Source organism: Burkholderia sp. HI4860 (assembly GCF_002223045.2).
Taxonomy (GTDB): domain Bacteria; phylum Pseudomonadota; class Gammaproteobacteria; order Burkholderiales; family Burkholderiaceae; genus Burkholderia.
Window position 1 is genome coordinate 2,683,327 of sequence record NZ_NKFO02000001.1, and the last position, 18,882, is coordinate 2,702,208.

At 69.3% G+C, this 18,882-nt stretch carries 14 protein-coding genes; 5 read left to right on the forward strand and 9 right to left on the reverse strand.

Going from position 1 to position 18,882, the window contains the following annotated elements; all coding sequences use genetic code 11:
• Positions 1–226: 226 nt before the first annotated feature.
• Entirely contained in the window at positions 227–1,864 is a 1,638-nt protein-coding gene (locus CFB34_RS11985; protein ID WP_089442299.1) for a trypsin-like peptidase domain-containing protein, read from the reverse strand.
• A 407-nt stretch (positions 1,865–2,271) separates the two neighbouring features.
• Positions 2,272–3,744 (reverse strand): PLP-dependent aminotransferase family protein, encoded by a 1,473-nt coding sequence (locus tag CFB34_RS11990; protein WP_089442298.1) that lies wholly within the window; start codon positions 3,742–3,744, stop codon positions 2,272–2,274.
• Positions 3,745–3,961: 217 nt separating this feature from the next.
• Between CFB34_RS11990 and CFB34_RS11995 the strand changes: the two genes are divergently transcribed.
• Positions 3,962–5,164, forward strand: a complete 1,203-nt coding sequence (locus CFB34_RS11995) for a GNAT family N-acetyltransferase (protein ID WP_089442297.1) — start codon at positions 3,962–3,964, stop codon at positions 5,162–5,164.
• A 24-nt stretch (positions 5,165–5,188) separates the two neighbouring features.
• Here the strand turns inward: CFB34_RS11995 and CFB34_RS12000 are convergent, their stop codons facing one another.
• Complete coding sequence (locus CFB34_RS12000) at positions 5,189–5,668, reverse strand: DUF3331 domain-containing protein (RefSeq protein WP_089442296.1); 480 nt, start codon at positions 5,666–5,668, stop codon at positions 5,189–5,191.
• Positions 5,669–5,706: 38 nt separating this feature from the next.
• Positions 5,707–6,918, reverse strand: a complete 1,212-nt coding sequence (locus CFB34_RS12005) for an MFS transporter (RefSeq protein ID WP_089442295.1) — start codon at positions 6,916–6,918, stop codon at positions 5,707–5,709.
• 475 nt (positions 6,919–7,393) lie between these two features.
• Between CFB34_RS12005 and CFB34_RS12010 the strand changes: the two genes are divergently transcribed.
• From CFB34_RS12010 to CFB34_RS12025, 4 genes are all read left to right on the forward strand, one after another.
• Entirely contained in the window at positions 7,394–8,458 is a 1,065-nt protein-coding gene (locus tag CFB34_RS12010; RefSeq protein WP_069251765.1) for a 2,3-butanediol dehydrogenase, read from the forward strand.
• Positions 8,459–8,903: 445 nt separating this feature from the next.
• A complete protein-coding gene (locus CFB34_RS12015; RefSeq protein ID WP_089442294.1) occupies positions 8,904–10,841 on the forward strand; it encodes a HAMP domain-containing sensor histidine kinase in 1,938 nt (645 codons plus the stop codon).
• A 151-nt stretch (positions 10,842–10,992) separates the two neighbouring features.
• On the forward strand, positions 10,993–11,649 hold the full coding sequence (locus CFB34_RS12020) for a VC0807 family protein (RefSeq protein WP_089442451.1): 657 nt from the start codon (positions 10,993–10,995) through the stop codon (positions 11,647–11,649).
• Between the two features lie 74 nt (positions 11,650–11,723).
• Positions 11,724–12,590, forward strand: a complete 867-nt coding sequence (locus CFB34_RS12025; RefSeq protein ID WP_089442293.1) for a CPBP family intramembrane glutamic endopeptidase — start codon at positions 11,724–11,726, stop codon at positions 12,588–12,590.
• A 20-nt stretch (positions 12,591–12,610) separates the two neighbouring features.
• Here the strand turns inward: CFB34_RS12025 and CFB34_RS12030 are convergent, their stop codons facing one another.
• The 5 genes from CFB34_RS12030 to CFB34_RS12050 form a co-directional block, all read right to left on the reverse strand.
• The gene (locus CFB34_RS12030) at positions 12,611–13,591 is read right to left on the reverse strand and encodes an aldo/keto reductase (protein WP_089442292.1); all 981 of its coding nucleotides are present in this window, start codon (positions 13,589–13,591) and stop codon (positions 12,611–12,613) included.
• A gap of 186 nt (positions 13,592–13,777) precedes the next feature.
• Positions 13,778–14,449, reverse strand: coding sequence for a MarC family protein (locus CFB34_RS12035; RefSeq protein WP_069251769.1), 672 nt, complete (start codon positions 14,447–14,449; stop codon positions 13,778–13,780).
• Positions 14,450–14,609: 160 nt separating this feature from the next.
• Entirely contained in the window at positions 14,610–15,410 is an 801-nt protein-coding gene (locus tag CFB34_RS12040; RefSeq protein ID WP_089442291.1) for an enoyl-CoA hydratase-related protein, read from the reverse strand.
• A 38-nt stretch (positions 15,411–15,448) separates the two neighbouring features.
• The gene (gene paaK / locus CFB34_RS12045) at positions 15,449–16,771 is read right to left on the reverse strand and encodes a phenylacetate--CoA ligase PaaK (RefSeq protein WP_089442290.1); all 1,323 of its coding nucleotides are present in this window, start codon (positions 16,769–16,771) and stop codon (positions 15,449–15,451) included.
• Between the two features lie 58 nt (positions 16,772–16,829).
• Positions 16,830–18,386 carry a 3-hydroxyacyl-CoA dehydrogenase gene (locus tag CFB34_RS12050; RefSeq protein ID WP_089442289.1) on the reverse strand — a complete coding sequence of 519 codons (1,557 nt, stop codon included), beginning with the start codon at positions 18,384–18,386 and terminating at the stop codon, positions 16,830–16,832.
• Between the last annotated feature and the right edge of the window lie 496 nt (positions 18,387–18,882).

Here is an 18,882-nt window from a genome sequence, read left to right on the forward strand (position 1 = left end):
CGGATGCCCTCCATGCACGTGCCGCACGGCCGTGCGCAATGCAAAAAAAAGCCCCCGAACGAGTCGGGGGCGCATGGGTGCCGGCGCGGTGCCGCTACCGGACCCTGCGCCTGTGGACTACTACAATGATGAATGCTGCGTTCATGCCGGATGGCTCCTGATTGCCTGGCTGACTGCGTGCGATGTCGGACGATGGTAGGCGGACGATACCGACCGCGTCAACGCCCTAACGCGCACGCACCGACACGAATTTCCGGGCGTTGTTGCGCTGGATCAGCACCGCGATCACGCTGCCGTTCGCTTCGAGCGTCGGTATGTCATCGGGCGTCTCGAGCAGCGTGTCGTTGAGCTCCAGCACGACGTCGCCCGGCTGGATGCCGGCCTTGGCTGCCGGGCCGTGCACCGCGTCCACCATCATCCCGACGGCGAGCCCCGTCGAGCGGCGCTCGTCGTCGCTGAGCGCATGCATCGTCAGCCCGAGGCGGTCGCCGCCGTCGGCAGCCGCTGCTCCCGCCGCCGGTCGTGCAGCCGCCTTCGGCGCAGCCATGCCGACGGTCGCGCCCGCGTTGCCGGCGGCCTCGTCGGCGCCCGTGATCGTCAGCATCACCGGCGCGCGGTTGCGGATCAGCCGCAGCGGCGTCTTCTGGCCCGGCGGCAGCGCGGCGGCCAGGTCGTTCAGCTCGGCCGAGCGGCCGATCGTCTTGTCGCCCAGCTTCACGATCACGTCGCCGGGCTTCACACCGGCCGCGGCGGCCGGCGAGCCCGGCGCGACGCCGTTGACGAGCGCGCCCGCCGGACGCGGCAGTCCGAACGCCGCGGCCAGCCCGATGCCGACATCCTGCACGTCGACGCCGATCGCGTTGCCGGACGACGTATCCGGCGCCTGGGACTGCTGTGCCTGTGCCTGCATCTGCTTCTGCAGTTGCGCCCGCACCTTTGCGGCGAACGCGATCGGGATCGCGAACGTCGTGCTCGCGTAGCGGTCCGGGCCCGTATAGACCTGCACCGCGATGCCGATCACGTCGCCCGCGCGATTGAAGACGGGGCCGCCCGAGTTGTCGGGGTTCGGCGCGATGTCGGTTTCGAAGAACGGAAACGCGCTGCCGTCCGGCATCCGGTGCGACGTGGCGCTGACGATGCCGGCCGTGACCGTGTTGCCCGATCCGTCCGGCGCGCCGATCGTCATCACCGGCTCGCCCGCGCGCACCTTCGACGAATCGCCGATGCGCACGAACGGCAGCTTCTTCCCGTCGATCCGTAGCACCGCGACGTCGCTTTGCGGGTCGACGGCCAGCACCGTCGCCTTGAATTCGCGGCGGTCGATGAGCCGTACCGTCACGTCGGTCGCTTCGTCGACCACATGCGCCGACGTGAGGATCAGGCCGTCGGCGCTGACGATGAAACCCGAGCCGCTGCCCGATACCGCGCGCGGCAACATCTCGGGTGCCTGTGCCTGTGCGCCTTGTGCCTGTGCGCCTTGTGCCTGTGCGCCTTGTGCCTGTGCGCCTTGTGCCTGTGCGCCTTGTGCCGGTGCGCCTTGTGCCGACGCCGGTACGTCATGCCGGAAGAACGCGGCGAGCGGATCGTCGGGATCGAGGATCGCGAACGACGGGCCGCTCGCCTGCTGGTCGGTTGCGGCGGTCATGACGGTCACGACGGCCGGGCCGTAGCGGTCGACGATCGCCGGAAAATCGACCGGCATCGCGTAAGGCGCGGCAGCCGGCCGCTGCTTCATCGGGTGCGGCGTAACGGGCGGCGAGAAGGTTCCGGCAAGGACGGCCGGCGGGGCCGGCAGACAGCCGGCAAACACGCCCCCGATCAACGCGGTGCGAAGCACGGCGCGAGCAAGCGTCTGGCGAACCACGGTGCACCTCCCCCGGGAGTCACGGCGCCGACATGCGCGAGACGCGCAGGCGCTCGACAAGGCCCGGTACACCCATCCATTTATAGTCCACGCGGCCTGTTCGACCATACGAATCGAAACCCGAATGCCGGGCGGCGCGGCAAGCGCGGAGCCGCGACGGTGGCCGTTTCGAACAAAGTGTGCGGTTCGTCAATCCGCACAAGTCCGATTGTCAACCCTCGCACGAGCGCATCCGGCTCCCGTAACGAAAGCAGCCAGATGAATGACGGTCATCACCGATCGCGCTCGCATCTTCATGACTCGATTCTCTCGTCGTGATTCCGAGGCGAAAGCGAGATCGATATCGATACGGTCGCGGAGATCACCCGCAACAGGTGACGCCACCCGCGTGCCCCGCCACCCGCAGGTCACGTCCCACCCACCCCCTCCGCGATCGCCGACAACATCCGCAACATCGGCTCGAACGCGTCGGCCGACGTATTGCCGAACCCGAGCACGAGCCCGTTACCCGCCGATCCCGCATCGATCGAAAAACCCGACAGCGGAAACGGCCCGATGCCATGCGCGCGCGCGGCGTCGACGATCGCGCGATCGCGGTAGCGCGCCGGCAGCCGCAGCGCGAGATGCAGCCCGCACGGCCCGCCCTCGATCTGATGCGGCACGCTCAGGTTGCCGTCCAGCGCGGCCAGCAGCAAGCGCCGCCGGTCGCGATACAGCCGGCGCATGCGGCCGAGATGGCGGCCGTACTCGCCCGTCTCGATGAAATCGGCCAGCGCGAGCTGCACGTGGCGTGTCCCGCCGCGCAGCATCTCAGGCAGCACCGGCCGCACCGCGGCCAGCAGCGCGTCGGGCAGCACGAGAAACCCGATCCGCAACGCCGGAAACATCGTCTTGCTGAACGAGCCGAGATAGACGACGGGCGAATCGGGCGCGAGCCCGTGCATCGCGCCGATCGGCTCGCCGGTGTGGCGGAATTCGCTGTCGTAGTCGTCCTCGATGATCCACGCGCGATGCCGGCGCGCGGCGTCGATCAGCGCGAGCCGGCGCGAGATCGACAGCACGGCACCGGTCGGAAACTGGTTCGACGGCGTCGTATAGACGAGCCGCGGCGTCCGCTCGCGCCAGTCGTCCTCGTCGGCACGCAGCCCTTCCGCGTCGACCGGCATCGGCACGACGTCGAGGTCGGCGGCCTGCATCGCGGTGCGCGCGCCGCGATAGCCGGGCTCCTCGACCCACACCGTATCGCCCGGGTTCGTCAGCAGCTGCGCGCACAGCGCGATCGCGCCCTGTGCGCCTTCCGTGATCACGATCTGCTCGGGATCGCAGCGCACGCCGCGCGTCACGGCCAGGTGGCGCGCGATCGATTCGCGCAACGCGGGCTCGCCGAGCGGGTCGCCATAGCCGAGCAGGTCACGGCCGGCGCGGCGCAGCGCGCGGTCGATCGCGTGGCGCCATGCGTCCGCCGGGAAATGCGTCAGCGCGGGCACGCCCGGCCGGAAGCCCTCCGATTCACCGGTGCCGATGCGGCTCGGGCGAATCCGGCCGAGCCGCTGCGCGACGGCCGGCGGCGCGGCACGCCGGCGCGGCGGCGCCGGCCGTGACAGCCCGACCACGCGCGTACCGCGGCGGTCCGACTGCAGGAAGCCTTCGGCGACGAGCTGCTCGTAGACGGCCGCCGTCGTGTTGCGCGACACGCCGAGCGTCTCGGCCAGCGCGCGCGTGCCGGGCAGCCGCGTGCCGGCCGGCATCGCGCCGCCGAGGATCGCGTCGCGCACGCGGCGCAGCAACTGGCGCTGCAGCGAAGGCGCGCCCGGCGTGCGCGTCAGCGGCGCGTCGAGCGGCAGCAACGGCGCATCGCCGGAAGGAAGGACAGTCGTCATCGGAACATCGCAACGTGAAAATGTCGGAACGTGGCGCACGGCTAGTGGCGCACGGCGCGAGGCACACGGCAGGTGAACGACGGCTCGCCGGTTCAGCCCCTGAAATCCGTGGCACCATAAATTTGCCGATCGCTGGCGCTTCTCATGGTACCTCGTCGCGACTACGATCGTCTGCATGCCGGCATGTCGCCGGCCGCCAACCGAAGCGAGATCGACCTTGTCCACGCTCACCAACGCTTTCCAGCAACCCATCGGCCACCCCGTTCCCGACTGGTCCGCGCGCCCGCGCCCGGAGCGCATCGTGCTCGAGGGCCGCTACTGCCGGCTCGAACCGCTCGACGCCGAGCGCCACGCGGCCGACCTGCACGCCGCGTACTCGCAGGCGCCGGACGGCAGCGACTGGACCTATCTCGCACACGGCCCGTACGCCGACGAAGCGAGCTACCGCGAGTACGCGCGTACCACGCAGGCGAGCCCGGATCCCCTGCACTACACGGTGATCGACCGCGCCACCGGCCGCGCGGTCGGCACGCTCGCGCTGATGCGCATCGATCCGGCCAACGGTGTAATCGAGGTCGGCTCCGTCACGTTCTCGCCGCTGCTCAAGCGCACGCCCGTTTCGACCGAAGCGCAGTTCCTGCTGATGAAGTACGCATTCGACACGCTCGGCTACCGGCGTTACGAATGGAAGTGCGACGACCTGAACCTCCCGTCGCGCAAGGCCGCCGCACGGCTCGGCTTCCGCTACGAAGGCACGTTCCGGCAGGCAATCATCTACCGCGGCCGCAATCGCGACACCGCGTGGTTCTCGATCATCGACGGCGAATGGCCGGATGTGCGCGCCGCGTTCGACGCGTGGCTCGCGCCGGAGAACTTCGACGCTCAGGGCGAGCAGCGCCGGTCGCTCACCGCGATCCGCCACGCGCAGGCCAGCGCGCGCGATGCGGCCAGCCGCGCGAACGATGCCACCCGCGTCACGGTGCGCCCGCTCGTCGCCGCCGACGAAGCCGCGTGGCGCCCGCTGTGGCAGGGTTATCAGAAGTTCTACGACACCGCGCTGAGCGAGGCGGTGTTCGCGACGACGTGGGCCCGCCTGATGGATCCCGCCGAGCCGATGTTCGTGCTCGGCGCATTCGACGCATCGGGGGCGCTGGTCGGGATCGTGCATGCGATCTACCACCGCTCGTGCTGGACCGAAGGGCCGTACTGCTATCTGCAGGACCTGTACACCGCACCCGACGCACGCGGGCAAGGCGCAGGCGGCGCGCTGATCGAGGCCGTGTATGAACATGCGCGTGAAGCCGGTGCGAGCCGTGTGTACTGGCTCACGCACGAAACCAACACGACGGCACGCGCGCTGTACGACAAGCTCGCGAACAACGCCGGGTTCATCCAGTACCGGCGCGACGTGAAGAAGTAACGCGGCATCGCAGCCGGCCGGCGTTCAACCGGAAACGTCGGCCGGCTCGCGCGCGTCGTCGCCCTCCGGGGCGGCGTCACGTGCCAGGCCGGCCGCCCCCGGCACCGCCGCCGGGCAGATCATCTCGTCGCCGTTGGCCGGCACGGGCCGCCGCACCGGCCGGAACACCGGCTCGCCCGGCTCGATCGGCTGCCCCGAGATCGCGCAGCGGCCCGGCTGCAACGCGACGCGCAAGCGCCAGCGCTGCTCGCCGTAATGGCACCGGCCGCTCTCGACCCAGCGGATCAGCAACGCATGGTCGTCGGCCTCCAGCACCGTGACGAACAGTTGCGGGCGCAACGGCGAGACGGCCGCCGCCGCGTGCTCGGGAACCGGCGCCCGGCCGATCGTCCCAAGCGGATGCGCGACGCCGCCACGTGGCGGCATCGCATCGTCTTCGACCCATGCCGGCGCATCGCACGGCGGGTCTGCTTCGCAAATCAGGCTTTCCATGGTGTTGAGCATGCTTGACGGATTTCCGTGCAGGTTGAACGGCGCCGCGCTCAGCGCCGGCCCATCGGTTCGCGCAGCAGCGACAGGCCGATCGCCGCACCGGTGACGGCAGCCGCGAGCATCAGCCCGATGCCGCCCGACCAGCCGAAGGCGCCGACGATCGAGCCGATCGCCAGCGGCCCGATCACCTGCCCGAGATAGTTGCCTTGCACGACCCAGCCGATGCTGAGCGGCGCGAGAGACGGCGTCGGTGCGGAGCCCGGTGCGCACGCGAGGATCGTCGCGGGCAGCATCCCGGCGATCGCCGAGAACGCAAAACCCAGCGCGACCGCGAGCGGCGCTGGCGTGGCCGTGCTGAAGAGCCCCGCGCCGGCCGCGCCGATCGCGACCGACGTCGCGGCCATCACGATCCCGGGCCGCGCGCCGCGCGACAGCAGCCAGCCGGCCGTCAGGTTGCCGATCACGCATGCGGCGACGATCGCCGCGCTGATCAACCCTGCGGCGCCGACCGCGACACCGAGGCGCTGCATCAGGAACACCGGCAGGAACGTCATCGCCGCGAAGAACTGCACGTTGTAGGTGGCGAACCCCAGCGCCAGCAGCGTGGTCGAGCGCGACGCGAGCACGTCGCGCAGCGCGGGCCCGTTGCGCGGCGCGCCGGCCTGCCGCGACGGCGCATCGGCCGACGTCGTGACGGGCACCGCGGCCGCCGCGACGAGCGTCAGCGCCGCGGCCGCGAGCCAGCCGTTGCGCCAGCCGCCGAGCAGCGGCCCGACCAGCATCGACAACGCCATGCCGGCCGGCATGAACGTGCTCCACAGCCCGAATACGAAATTGCGCCGCTCGGGTGGCGTCACGCGATTCAGCACGGCCGGCGCGGCAACCACCACGATCACGAAACCGAGCCCTTCGACGAAACGCGTCGCCAGCAACAGCGCGAAGCTGCCGGCCCATGCGCCGGCGACACTCGACAGGCCGAGGACGACGAGGCCCGCGATCAGCAGCAACCGGTCGCCCCAGCGTCGCACCAGCAGGCCGGCTGCCATGCCGCCGAACACGCCGACGAACGGAAACACCGACATGATCCCGCTCAGCGACGCGAGCGAGCCGCCGAACTCGTGCTGGAGCGACGGCAACGCGATCGTCGCCTTGCCGACGTGCAGCGCCGACACGATGCTCGCCAGCACGACGTTCGCGACGGCGGCCCGATAGCTGCGCGACGGCAGCGTGGCGGCATCGGCCGCGACAGGCGATTCGGTCATCTCCCCCTCCGTTGAAACCGCCGCGTGCAACGGGATGCGTCACGCGTCCGCGATCGGACTGGCGCACATGATACAAATTGAAGTTAACTTCAAGTAAAGGGGTAATGTACGCAACGATCCGTTCCACCGATCGCGGCAATGGATCGGCGTGGCAGCGCGCGTCTCGCGATTCGTCTCATTGCGCTGAGACGAACGTCCCAGCGTCTCACCCCGCCGGAGCTTTTGCTTTCGCAGCAAATCTCACCGCTCTCCTCCGTCAAATCGTTTCCCGTCAACGAGCCGGCAAATGGTGCATCGCATCGCACCCATCCCGTCCGATCGCCGTCCGGCGCCCCCACTCGAGCTGGCCCCGTTCCTGCATACCGGTCGTTCGCGCACTCGCGCGACGGGCGCACCGGCAGCCACGCCTCGTGCCCGACGACAACCTGATGGAGACAGCAACGTGAGTACACCGGCAACGACCTCAGCTCCCAGCATGAAAGCCGCCGTCTGGCACGGCCGCCACGACATCCGCGTCGAACAGGTTCCCGTTCCCGAGCGCCCGCCGGCAGGCTGGGTGACGATTCGCGTGCATTGGTGCGGGATCTGCGGCTCCGACCTGCACGAATACGTCGCAGGCCCCGTCTTCATCCCGGTCGACGCGCCGCATCCGCTGACGGGCCTGAAGGGCCAGTGCATCCTCGGCCATGAGTTCAGCGGCGAGATCGCCGAACTCGGCGCGGGCGTGACGGGCTACGCGGTCGGCGATCGCGTGACGGCCGACGCCTGCCAGCATTGCGGCACCTGCTGGTATTGCAAGCACGGGCTGTACAACATCTGCGAGAACCTTGCGTTCACCGGGCTGATGAACAACGGCGCATTCGCCGAATACGTGAACGTGCCGGCCGAGTTGCTGTACAAGCTGCCCGACGACTTCCCGACCGAGGCCGGCGCGCTGATCGAACCGCTCGCGGTCGGGCTGCATGCGGTGAAGAAGGCCGGCAACATCGTCGGGCAGACCGTCGTCGTGGTCGGCGCGGGCACGATCGGCCTGTGCACGATCATGTGCGCGAAGGCCGCGGGCGCCGGGCGCGTGATCGCGCTGGAAATGTCGGCCGCGCGCAAGCAGAAGGCGCTGGAGGTCGGCGCGAGCGTGGTCATCGATCCGAAGACGTCCGACGCGATCGCGGAAGTCAAGGCGCTGACCGGCGGCTACGGCGCCGACGTGTCGTTCGAGTGCATCGGCCACACCACCACCGCGAAGCTCGCGATCGACGTGATCCGCAAGGCCGGCAAGTCGGTGATGGTCGGGATCTTCGAGGAGCCGGCGCCGTTCAACTTCTTCGACATCGTGTCGACCGAGAAGGAAGTGATCGGCTCGCTCGCGTACAACGGCGAATTCGCGGACGTGATCCGCTTCATCGCGGACGGCCGCATCGACGTGCAGCCGCTCATCACCGGGCGCATCGCGCTCGGCGACATCGTCTCACACGGCTTCGAGGAACTCGTCAACCACAAGGACCGGAACGTGAAGATCATCGTCCAGCCCGCCATCGCCTGACCGCACGCGCGTGCCGCGGCAGCGATTCGCGCCGCGGCACGCGAGCTGCAAGCGTCACCCTGGCGCGTCGCCCGTGCACGGGCGGTGCGCCTGCCTGTCGCCCCCCTTCCAGCACGCCCTCCTTGCCGCCTTCGTCCGTCGCGACCGTCGTGCCGCGCACCGATCGGACACGACGACCAGAAACATTCGCAATCCAAACCATCCGTCGTAACGCGCCACCGGTCCGATGCACGCTCAGGGTTTCTCCCGATCAATCGCGACTCGTCCGATGTCGACAGGACACTGACGCAAGGTGATCCTGTGCAAGGCACGATCCGGCCTCCCTGCGAGGATCGTTACCGCCCCCTAGAAGGCGGCCCCGCCCCCCACAAAACCTTACGGTGTCGCGGCGCCGACAGGCCGAGAATACGGGCCCACCCGGGATAGCTTGCAAACATGGTGTGTCATGAATCGTTCATTCTCGTTTAGCCGGGAACGCGCATATAACATTCGATCGCTGACGATCCAGCAGAAGACCCATATCGGCTTCGCACTCGTCACCACGCTGCTGGCCTTGCTGTGCGGCACGATCATCTGGGGGAGTGTCCGGCAATACCGGCAGGAGAACGCCGACCTGCAGAGTTTCGAATTCGTCCGCGGCGCGATAAGCGCCGCCAACGTGATCTCGGCCGAACGCGGCCCGACGAACGACCTGCTGGTGCGCCCGCAGGACGACGGCGCCGCCGAGGCCCGCAACCTGCTCGCCGCGCGCGTGCGTTCCGACCAGGCGCTCGAGCGTTTTCGCGGCGGCATTGCGCAGGCGACCGTGCTCGACGATCGCGAACGCAGCACCCTGCTGCATGCCCTCGACTCGGTCCGGATCACGCTCGCCGATGCGCGTACGGAAGTCGACGCACTCGGCAGGCGGCCGCTCGCGACACGCAGCGTTCACGATATCCAGCACGCGCAGGCGCGCCTGTTCCGGATCGTCGACACGCTGTCGCTGCTGATCGACGGCGCCATGACCGACACCGCGATGGGCGACCCGCGCACATCGGGGGCGATCCTGCTCGCGCGGCTCCTCGGCGAACTCCGCGAATACGCGGGCCGCACGGGCTCGCTGCTGATCGCGCCGATGTTCGCGCGGCAGGCGCTCGACCGCACGCAGTTCGCGGACATCATGCGGATGCGCGGCCGCATCGAGCAATTGCGCGCGCTGATCGACGGCTCGATCGGCGCGCAGCTCGACGACCCTGACGTGGCGCGCGAATACGCGCAGCTCAACGACGCCTTCGACGCGCATATCCTGCCGCTCGTCGACGCGGCCGTCGCCGGCGGCAAGAGCGGTGCCTATGCAATGAGTGCGGCCGACTTTTCCCGCGCGATCGTGCCGCATTTCCGGCCGAGCGAGCGGCTGCGCGACCACGTGATCGACCTGGCCCGGCGTCGCGCGATCGGCGACCGGAACACCGCCCGGCTCAAGGTCGCGTTGTCGGCGTTCGCCACGACACTGTGCATCGTGATCCTGGCCTCGCTCGCGCGCGGCGTGCAGCGACTGCTGTCGAAGCCGCTCGATGCGCTCGGCCGCCGGATCGTTGCGCTCAGCGATGGCGATACGTCGCACGTCGCGATGCCGCGCGGCATCGGGCCCGAGATCACGCAGATCCACCACGCGCTGGAAACCTTGCGCCACGCGACCGTCCGCCGCGACATGCTCGAGCGCCAGCGCAACGACATGTTGACGCTGTTCTCGCACGACATGCGCGCCCCGCTGACCTCGCTGATCATCCTGATCGACACGCAGGCGCGACGGGCGGGCGACGGGCAGATGAAGCAGCAGTTCGAGAGAATCGGCAAGCTGGCGCGGCACACGCTGGCGCTGGCCGACGGCTTCGCGCAGCTCTCGCGTGCGGAGGCCAGCGACTACGAACGCGTGCCGGTCAACCTCGCCGACCTGATGAACGAGGCACGCGACGCGGTGTGGCCGCTCGCGCACCGGAAATCCATGTCGATCGACGACGTGCCGCGGCGCGACGACACGATCGTGCAAGGCGACCCGGCGCTGCTGTCGCGCGCACTGATCAACCTGCTCGACAACGCCATCAAGTACAGCGCATCGCTGACGAGCGTCGAATGCAGGGTCGAGCCGGGCGCCGACGGCAAGACCGTGCGCTGCACGATCCGCGACAGCGGGTGCGGGATCAGCAGCGCGGACCAGACTCGGCTGTTCGAGCGCTACCGGCGCTTTCGCACCGCCGGCCAGCCGGAAACCAGCGGCGTCGGGCTCGGCATGGCGTTCGTCAAGGCCGTCGTCGAACGGCACGAAGGCACGATCCACGTGCACAGCGTCATGCTGCAGGGCACCACGGTCACGATCACGCTGCCGGCCGCGGCGCTTCCATGACGATGGCACCGGCGCCGCCGGCGGCAAGCGGCCGACACGGCACCGCAGCACCGCCCGATTCTTCGATATACTCAATCGAACCCTTTTCGGGGCAACCGCGGGCCACCACGCCCTTCGCAGGTTCGCCCCCACCTGCGTGGAATTGCTCACCGTGAAACCGCGAGCCGGACTGATCCTCGAACTCTTCGTCAACCTCGTGCTGCCCTGGGTTGCCTACCGGGCCGCGCAGCCGTCTTTCGGCGAAACCGGCGCGCTGTACGCGTCCGCGGTGCCGCCGATCATCTGGTCGATCGTCGAATTCATCCGCTCGCGCCGCGTCGATGCGGTGGCGGCCATCGTGCTGCTCGGCATCGCGCTGTCGATCCTCGGGATGGCGCTCGGCGGCAGCGCGCGCACGCTGCTGATGCGCGAATCGCTCGCGTCGGGCACGATCGGCGTCGTGTTCCTGCTGTCGCTGTTCCGCGAACGCCCGCTGATCTTCTATCTCGCCCGCGCCACGGTGGCCCGCGAGATGGATGGCGGCGCCGCGCATTTCGAAGCCGTCTGGGAAGCGCAACCGGGGCTGCGGCAGATGCTCCGGCGGATGACCTTCGTGTGGGGCGCGTTCATGACGCTGGAAATGCTGCTGCGCCTCTGGATGGTCGTGACCTGGCCGGTCGAACGCGTGCTGGTCGTGTCGCCGGTCATGGGCTATACCGTGTTCGGCTGTCTGCTGCTGTGGACGTTCTGGTACCGGCGGCGGATGCGCGAGCGCAACAGCGTCCACGTTCCGGGCCGCGACCGCGCCACCGAAACCGCCGGCCGCTGACCGCTCCCCACCGGCATCGCAAGACGGCTGCTGTATGATGCGCGGCGTCTGGTCCGACGAATGCCGCTCCTGTCATGTCCCTTTCGCTCCTCCCTTCCGCCACGATCTGGCTCGCGCTGTTCGCGGCCGCCGCGTTCGCGTGGCATCGCCCGCAGCACGGCCTGAGCGTCGGCCTCGCCGCGCTCGGCTATGCGTGCGCGCTGGCGTTCGGCAAGCTCGGGCCGCTCGCGCTGGCCCCGCTCGCATTGCTGGCCGCGGCCGCGTGGGGGGTGATGCCCGAGCGCCCGCGCGCGGTGCGCATCGCCGCGCACGTCGTCTTTGCCGCCGTCGCGATCGCGCTCAGCCTGCACCTGATTCCCGGCTTCCACAATCCGCGCGTGATCGGCCCGACGCGCTTCACGCCGGATGCCGCGCCGTTCACGATGTACCTGAATCTCGACAAGCCGCTCGTCGGCTTGTGGCTGGTGTGGGTGCTGCCGTGGGTCGCCCCCGACATCCCGCTGTCGCGCGCGCTGCGCACCGGCGCGGTGGCGGCCGTCGCAACGGCGGCCGCGTGCCTGGCCGGCGCGCTCGCGATCGGGATGGTCGGCTGGGCGCCCAAGTGGCCGCCGTCGGGCTGGCTGTGGCTCGCGAACAACCTGCTGCTCGTGACGCTCGCCGAGGAAGCGCTGTTCCGTGGCTACGTGCAGGGCGGTCTGACGCGCGCGCTGCGCGCGTTCGCATGGGGGCCGTGGGCCGCGCTTGCGATCGGCGCGGTGCTGTTCGGCGCCGCGCATGCGGCCGGCGGCTGGCAATGGATCGTGCTCGGCACGGTGGCCGGCATCGGCTACGGCCTCGCGTGGCGGCGCGGCGGGCTGCTCGCGTCCGCGCTCGCGCATGCCGGGCTGAACGTCGTCCACTTCGGCCTGTTCACCTACCCGATGCTCGACGCCGCGCGCTGACGGCCGCGCGGCGCCGCCGCTCAGTTGATCCCGGCGACCGCGTGCGGCACGTACGGGCGTTCGAGCGCGGCGATCTCGTCGTCGGTCAGTTTCAGTTCGAGCGCGGCCAGTGCGTCGTCCAGCTGCTGCGGCTTCGAAATGCCGACGATCGGCGCGGTGACCCCGCGCTTCTGCGCGACCCACGCGAGTGCGACCTGCGCACGCGGCACGTTGCGTGCCGCCGCGATCGTCGCCACGGCATCGACGACCGCCTTGTCCGCCTCCGCCGTCGCATCGTAAAGCCGCTGGGCGACCGCGTCGCTCTGCTGCCGCTCGGTCGACTCGTCCCAGTTGCGCGTGAGGCGGCCGCGCGCGAGCGGGCTCCACGGAATCACCGCGATCCCTTCGTCTTCGCACAGCGGCAGCATTTCCCGCTCCTCTTCCCGATACAGCAGGTTCAGGTGGTTCTGCATGCTGACGAAGCGGGTCCAGCCGTGCTGCTTCGACGTGTGCAGCGCCTTCGCGAACTGCCACGCGAACATCGACGACGCGCCGATATAGCGCGCCTTGCCGGCCTTCACGACGTCGTGCAGCGCCTCGAGCGTCTCCTCGAGCGGCGTGCCGTTGTCCCAGCGGTGAATCTGGTAGAGATCGACATAGTCGGTGCCGAGCCGCTTCAGGCTCTGGTCGATGTCGGTCATGATCGCCTTGCGCGACAGCCCGGCGCCGTTCGGCCCAGGGCGCATCCGGTAGAACACCTTGGTCGCGATCACGATGTCGTCGCGTTTCGCGAAATCGCGCAGCGCGCGGCCGACGATCTCCTCCGACGTGCCGTCGGAATACATGTTCGCGGTATCGAAGAAGTTGATGCCGGCTTCGACCGCCCGCTGGATGATCGGACGGCTCTCCGCTTCCGGCAGCGTCCACGGATGCGAGCCGCGTAACGGTTCGCCGAACGTCATGCAACCCAGCACCAGCTTCGACACCTCCAGCCCTGTCGATCCGAATTTCACGTATTCCATTGCACGCCTCGCCATTGAAGTTGAGCTGACGGCCGGATGCGCGCCGCGCATCCGCCGGACCGTCGCATGGTATCCCGGGCGGCAAAAATGCGTGCGGCGCCGCCGCAAGGTGCGAAGGAAGTGCGCGCGAGCGCGAGAGCGCGCACGGCGCCGGCTGCGCGGGGCGTGCGCAGCGGCGCCGGCCGCTTACTTGACCTGGTCGGCGATCGGCTGCAGGAACGCGGAAAAACCGGTCAGCATGATCTGCACGCCGATGCACAGCAGCAGGAATGCCGACACGCGCTTCGCGACCTTGGTGCCTTCGCTGCCGAGGTAGCGCGACAGCAGCGCGGAGCGGCTGTAGACCTGCCAGATCACGATCGCCACCAGTACCGAGACGGCGATCGACACGATGCTCGACAGTGCAAACTCCGACAGCTTGTGCGTGCGGTTCGCGTTCAGCGCGATCGCAGTCGCGATCGAGCCGGGGCCGACCGTCAGCGGCATGGTCAGCGGGAAGAATGCGCGCGTCATGATCGCGTTCGCGTCGATCGGCTTGACCGGCGTGTCGCCGCCGCCGGGGCCGTCGGGCTCGTTCAGCATCTGCCAGCCGGCCACCGCAACCGCGAAGCCGCCGCCGATCCGCAGCGCTTCCATCGAGATCCCGAAGAAATGCAGCACCGGCGTGCCGGCGAAGAACGCGACCATCAGCACGACGAACGCGTTGAACGCGACCTTCCTCGCAAGCAGATCGCGTTCTTGCTCGGTGAGCGCCTCGGTCCGTTCGAGAAACAGGAACGCGATGCCGATCGGGTTGATGATGCCGATCAGGCCGGTGAAGCCGAACAGGATCTCGGAGATAAGGCGGTTGACGATCATCGGATGAAGAATCGGTCGGGGCTGGGCCGGCAGCGCGCCGGAGGTCACGCATTGTAGAGCAAGCGCCCGCGCCCGAGCCGCAAAATTCGGCCGGGCCTGCCGCACCGCCGAGCGCCGCCGTTTCGCCCTGGTTTCCCCTCGGTTTCCCCTCGGTTTCCCGTTACTCGGCGCCCGCCTCCCAGGCCGGCGGCCGCTTCGCGAAGAACGCGGCGAAGCCTTCCTTCGCTTCCGGCGTCGCCCGCACGCGGGAGATCGTCTGCGCGGTGAACGCCGCGCGCGCGTCCGACGGCGGATACTCGCCGATCGCGTCGAAGAAGCGCTTGATCTCCATCAGCGCGTTCGGACCGTTGCGGCCGAGTTCGGCGAGCGTTCTGTCGAGCGCTTCATCGAGCGCATCGAGCGGCACGGCCTCGTGGATCAGGCCGATCGCGACCGCTTCGCCCGCGGCGAGCTGGGTCGCCGTCAGCGCGAGGCGGCGCGCCTGGCGCTGGCCGGCCACCTCGACCAGATACGGGCCGATCACGGCCGGCAGGATCCCGAAGCGCGCCTCGCTGACCGAGAAGCGCGCGTGATCGCTCGCGATCACGATGTCGCACGCCGCGCACAGGCCGACGCCACCACCGAACGCATGGCCCTGCACGCGCGCCACCGTCGGCTTCGGGCATTGCCGGATCGCGCGCATCATCGCGGCGAACCGCTCCGCGTCGCGCAGGTTCGCGGCCGCGTCGTTCGCGCTCGCGCGCTGCATCCACTGCAGGTCGGCGCCCGCGCAGAACGCGCGGCCCTCCGAACGCAGCACGATCGCGCGCACGTCCTCACGCTGGCCGAGCGCCGTGAACGCGTCGGTCAGTTCGGCGATCATCGTCTCGTCGAATGCGTTGAGCACGTCGCCACGCTGCAGCGCGACGGTTGCGATGCCGCGCGCATCGACCGTGACGGCCAGGGTCTTCAATCCATCCATCGAACAGGTTTCCTCGGGTTGAACGGCAAACAGGAGAATCAGGCGGCCTGGCGGCGGTCGATCACGCGCCGGGCCTTGCCGGTCGCGGTGGCGGGAATGTCGCCCGCCGCCAGCACCGTCACGCCGGACGACACGCCGACCATCGTCTTGATCCGGTGCTGCAGCTCACGCGCAAGCGCCGCGCGATCGCTTTCGCTGACGGACGCGGCCGCTTCGGAGCGCAGTTCGACCGCGAGGTCGAGGCGGTCCATGTGCCCGTCGCGCGACAGCGTGATCTGGAACTGGCCCGACAGCTGCGGCAGCGCGACGACGATCTCCTCGATCTGGCTCGGAAACACGTTCACGCCGCGCACGATCAGCATGTCGTCGGAGCGGCCCGTGATCTTCGCGAGCCGGCGCATTGCGCGCGCGGTCGGCGGCAGCAGCGCGGTGAGGTCGCGCGTGCGGTAGCGGATCACCGGCATCGCCTCCTTCGTCAGCGACGTGAACACCAGCTCGCCCTGGCTGCCGTCGGGCAGCACGTCGCCCGTGACCGGGTCGATGATCTCCGGGTAGAAGTGGTCTTCCCAGATCACCGGGCCGTCCTTCGTCTCGACGCATTCGCACGCGACGCCCGGGCCCATCACCTCCGACAGCCCGTAGATGTCGAGCGCGTCGATGCCCACGCGCGTCTCGACTTCCTCACGCAGTGCCTGCGTCCACGGCTCGGCGCCGAAGATGCCGATCTTCAGCGACGATTCGGCCGGGTCCATCCCCTGCCGCACCATTTCGTCGATCAGGTTCAGCATGTACGACGGCGTGACGAGGATGATCTTCGGCTCGAAATCGCGGATCAGTTGCACCTGCTTCTCGGTCTGCCCGCCCGACATCGGCACGACCATGCAGCCGAGCCGTTCCGCGCCGTAGTGAATCCCGAGGCCGCCGGTGAAGAGCCCGTAGCCGAACGCATTGTGCAGCGTGTCGCCCGGACGGCCGCCGGCCGCGCGGATCGAGCGCGCGGTCACGTTCGCCCACGTGTCGATGTCGCGCGCGGTGTAGCCGACCACCGTCGGCTTGCCCGTCGTGCCGCTCGACGCGTGCACGCGCACGACCTGCTCGCGCGGCACCGCGAACAGCCCGAACGGGTAGTTGTCGCGCAAGTCGCTCTTGGTCGAGAACGGGAATTTCGCAAGATCGGCGAGCGACTTCAGGTCGTCCGGATGGACGCCCGCCGCATCGAACGTGCGCCGATAGTGCGGGACGTTGTCGTACGCGTGGCGCAGCGACCACTTGAGACGCTCGAGCTGCAGCGCCTGCAGTTCGTCGCGGCTGGCGGTCTCGATCGGCTCGAGGGCGGCGGCGGGATGCGTCGGGTGAGTCATCGGGGTGCTCCTCCAATGGAGTGATGTCGTTATCGTGTTCGAGGTGACGGGGCGACGGCTACGACCGGAACGTGCGGCCGGCCGCATGCAGCGCGGCGATGCGGGGCGACACGCGATAGCGGTCCTCGCCGTAGCTCGCCGCCAGGTTCGACAGCACGCGATGCACGCGGCCGATGCCGATCGCATCGGCCCACGCGAGCGGGCCGCACGGGTAGTTCACGCCCTTCTCCATCGCGAGATCGAGATCGGCGGGCGAGCACACGCCCTGGTTCACCGTGTCGGCCGCCTCGTTCGCGAGCATCGCGACGGTGCGCATCGCGACCATGCCCGGCACGTCCGCGACGCCGACGACGCGAAAACCCGCCTGCTGGAACAGGCCGACCGCGTCCGCATAGGCCGCGTCGCTGCACTGGAGCGCGCGCGTCAGCGCGACGAGCCCGGCCTGCGCGTAATCGCGCGCAAGGTCGACCAGCACGAGATCGGCCGCGCCCGTCTGCGCGGCGCGCTCGGTCGCGGTACGGCCGTCGGTCAACGCGATCGATGCGCGGCCGGCCGTCGCGAGCAGGTCGTCGGCATGCGCGCCGGCCTGCCGGGCGCCCGGAAGGCGTTCGGCAAAGCGCGCGTGCAGCGCGGCGGCCGGGCCGTCCTGCGCAAACAATGCAACGTCGGCGGGCGCATCGCGCGGGGCTTCGAGATCGGGTGCAGGCGGCGTCGCGCCGTCCGCATACGAATAGAAGCCGCGGCCCGACTTGCGCCCGAGGAAGCCCGCGTTCACGAGTTCCTGCTGGATCAGCGACGGCGTGTAGCGCGGATCGTTGAAATACGCGCGGAATACCGATTCGGTCACCGCGAAGTTCACGTCGTGGCCGATCAGGTCCATCAGCTCGAACGGCCCCATCCGGAAGCCGCCGGCCTCGCGCATCACCGCGTCGATCGATGCCGGCGCGCCGCCCTGCTCGTTCAGCACGCGCAGCGCCTCCGCGTAATACGGCCGCGCGACGCGGTTCACGATGAAGCCCGGCGTCGATTTCGCCATCACGGGCCGCTTGCCCCACGCGGCGGCGGTTGCATATAGCACCTGCACGACCGCGGGCGCGGTCGCGAGCCCGCTGACCACCTCGACGAGCGCCATCAGCGGCGCCGGGTTGAAGAAATGCAGGCCGGCGACACGCTGCGGCACGCGCAGCCCGGCCGCGATCGATGTGATCGAGATCGATGACGTATTGGTGGCCAGCAGGCACGCGTCGTCGACATGGCGCTCGAGCGTCGCGAAGATCTCGCGCTTCACGTCGAGCCGCTCGGCCGCCGCCTCTACGATCAGCGCGGCGCCCGCGAAATCGGCCAGCTCACGCACCGCGCGAATCCGGGCGCCGGCCGCGTCGGCCTGCGCCGGTTCGAGGCGGCCTTTCTCCGCGAGCCGCGCGAACTGCGCGCGGATGCCGGCCAGCGCCTTGTCGCAGGCGGCTTCGTTCAGGTCGTACAGCAGCACCGCATGGCCGGCCGCCGCCGCGACCTGCGCGATGCCCGCGCCCATCGCGCCGGCGCCGATCACGCCGACGACGGCCGACGGCGCCAGCGCGCCCGAGTTCACCGAATGTGCAGAAGAAACAGCCATCGCTTGCGATCCGTCATGAAGTGGAGGTGCGAGCGATTATAAACCGACCGGTCGGTAGATTTATGTCAGGGCGAGCCCGAATGTGTCGTGCAAGAGACCGTTACGGAAACGGCAAAGACAAAAAAATCGACAGGTCGGGGCACTTTTTGTAAACCGAAAGGTCTATGAAAGCATTCGAATATGAGATAGTGACCCCCGAACGCCTGATAAAATTCGACAAACCACCGGATTTCAGGGGGAAACCGCGTGTCATGTCGCCACCGCCGTCCAATGCCGGCCGCCCTTTCAGGGTCGGAACCGAGCCCCCGGCCCGTGCGTCGTCACACGTGCTCGCCTCGTCGTTCGCGGCCGGCCGCATCGAATCGTTTCATCCCGCGACGGGCTCCGGCCCGCCCGCGCCCCTCGCTGCCTCATGGCGGCGAACCCCGGGCAGCACCGTTGCGTGCCGCCCCCTTCGGTTTCATCATCCTCGTTCGGCGGATAGTACGGCCGGGCT

Excerpts from the sequence above, each read along its gene's own strand:
- CFB34_RS12005 (WP_089442295.1), bottom strand. The coding sequence starts at position 6,918 with ATGACCGAATCGCCTGTCGCGGCCGATGCCGCCACGCTGCCGTCGCGC.
- CFB34_RS12035 (WP_069251769.1), bottom strand. The coding sequence starts at position 14,449 with ATGATCGTCAACCGCCTTATCTCCGAGATCCTGTTCGGCTTCACCGGC.
- paaK (WP_089442290.1), bottom strand. The coding sequence starts at position 16,771 with ATGACTCACCCGACGCATCCCGCCGCCGCCCTCGAGCCGATCGAGACC.
- CFB34_RS12030 (WP_089442292.1), bottom strand. The coding sequence starts at position 13,591 with ATGGAATACGTGAAATTCGGATCGACAGGGCTGGAGGTGTCGAAGCTG.
- CFB34_RS11990 (WP_089442298.1), bottom strand. The coding sequence starts at position 3,744 with ATGACGACTGTCCTTCCTTCCGGCGATGCGCCGTTGCTGCCGCTCGAC.
- CFB34_RS12000 (WP_089442296.1), bottom strand. The coding sequence starts at position 5,668 with ATGCTCAACACCATGGAAAGCCTGATTTGCGAAGCAGACCCGCCGTGC.
- CFB34_RS12050 (WP_089442289.1), bottom strand. The coding sequence starts at position 18,386 with ATGGCTGTTTCTTCTGCACATTCGGTGAACTCGGGCGCGCTGGCGCCG.
- CFB34_RS12010 (WP_069251765.1), top strand. The coding sequence starts at position 7,394 with ATGAAAGCCGCCGTCTGGCACGGCCGCCACGACATCCGCGTCGAACAG.
- CFB34_RS12015 (WP_089442294.1), top strand. The coding sequence starts at position 8,904 with ATGAATCGTTCATTCTCGTTTAGCCGGGAACGCGCATATAACATTCGA.
- CFB34_RS12025 (WP_089442293.1), top strand. The coding sequence starts at position 11,724 with ATGTCCCTTTCGCTCCTCCCTTCCGCCACGATCTGGCTCGCGCTGTTC.
- CFB34_RS12040 (WP_089442291.1), bottom strand. The coding sequence starts at position 15,410 with ATGGATGGATTGAAGACCCTGGCCGTCACGGTCGATGCGCGCGGCATC.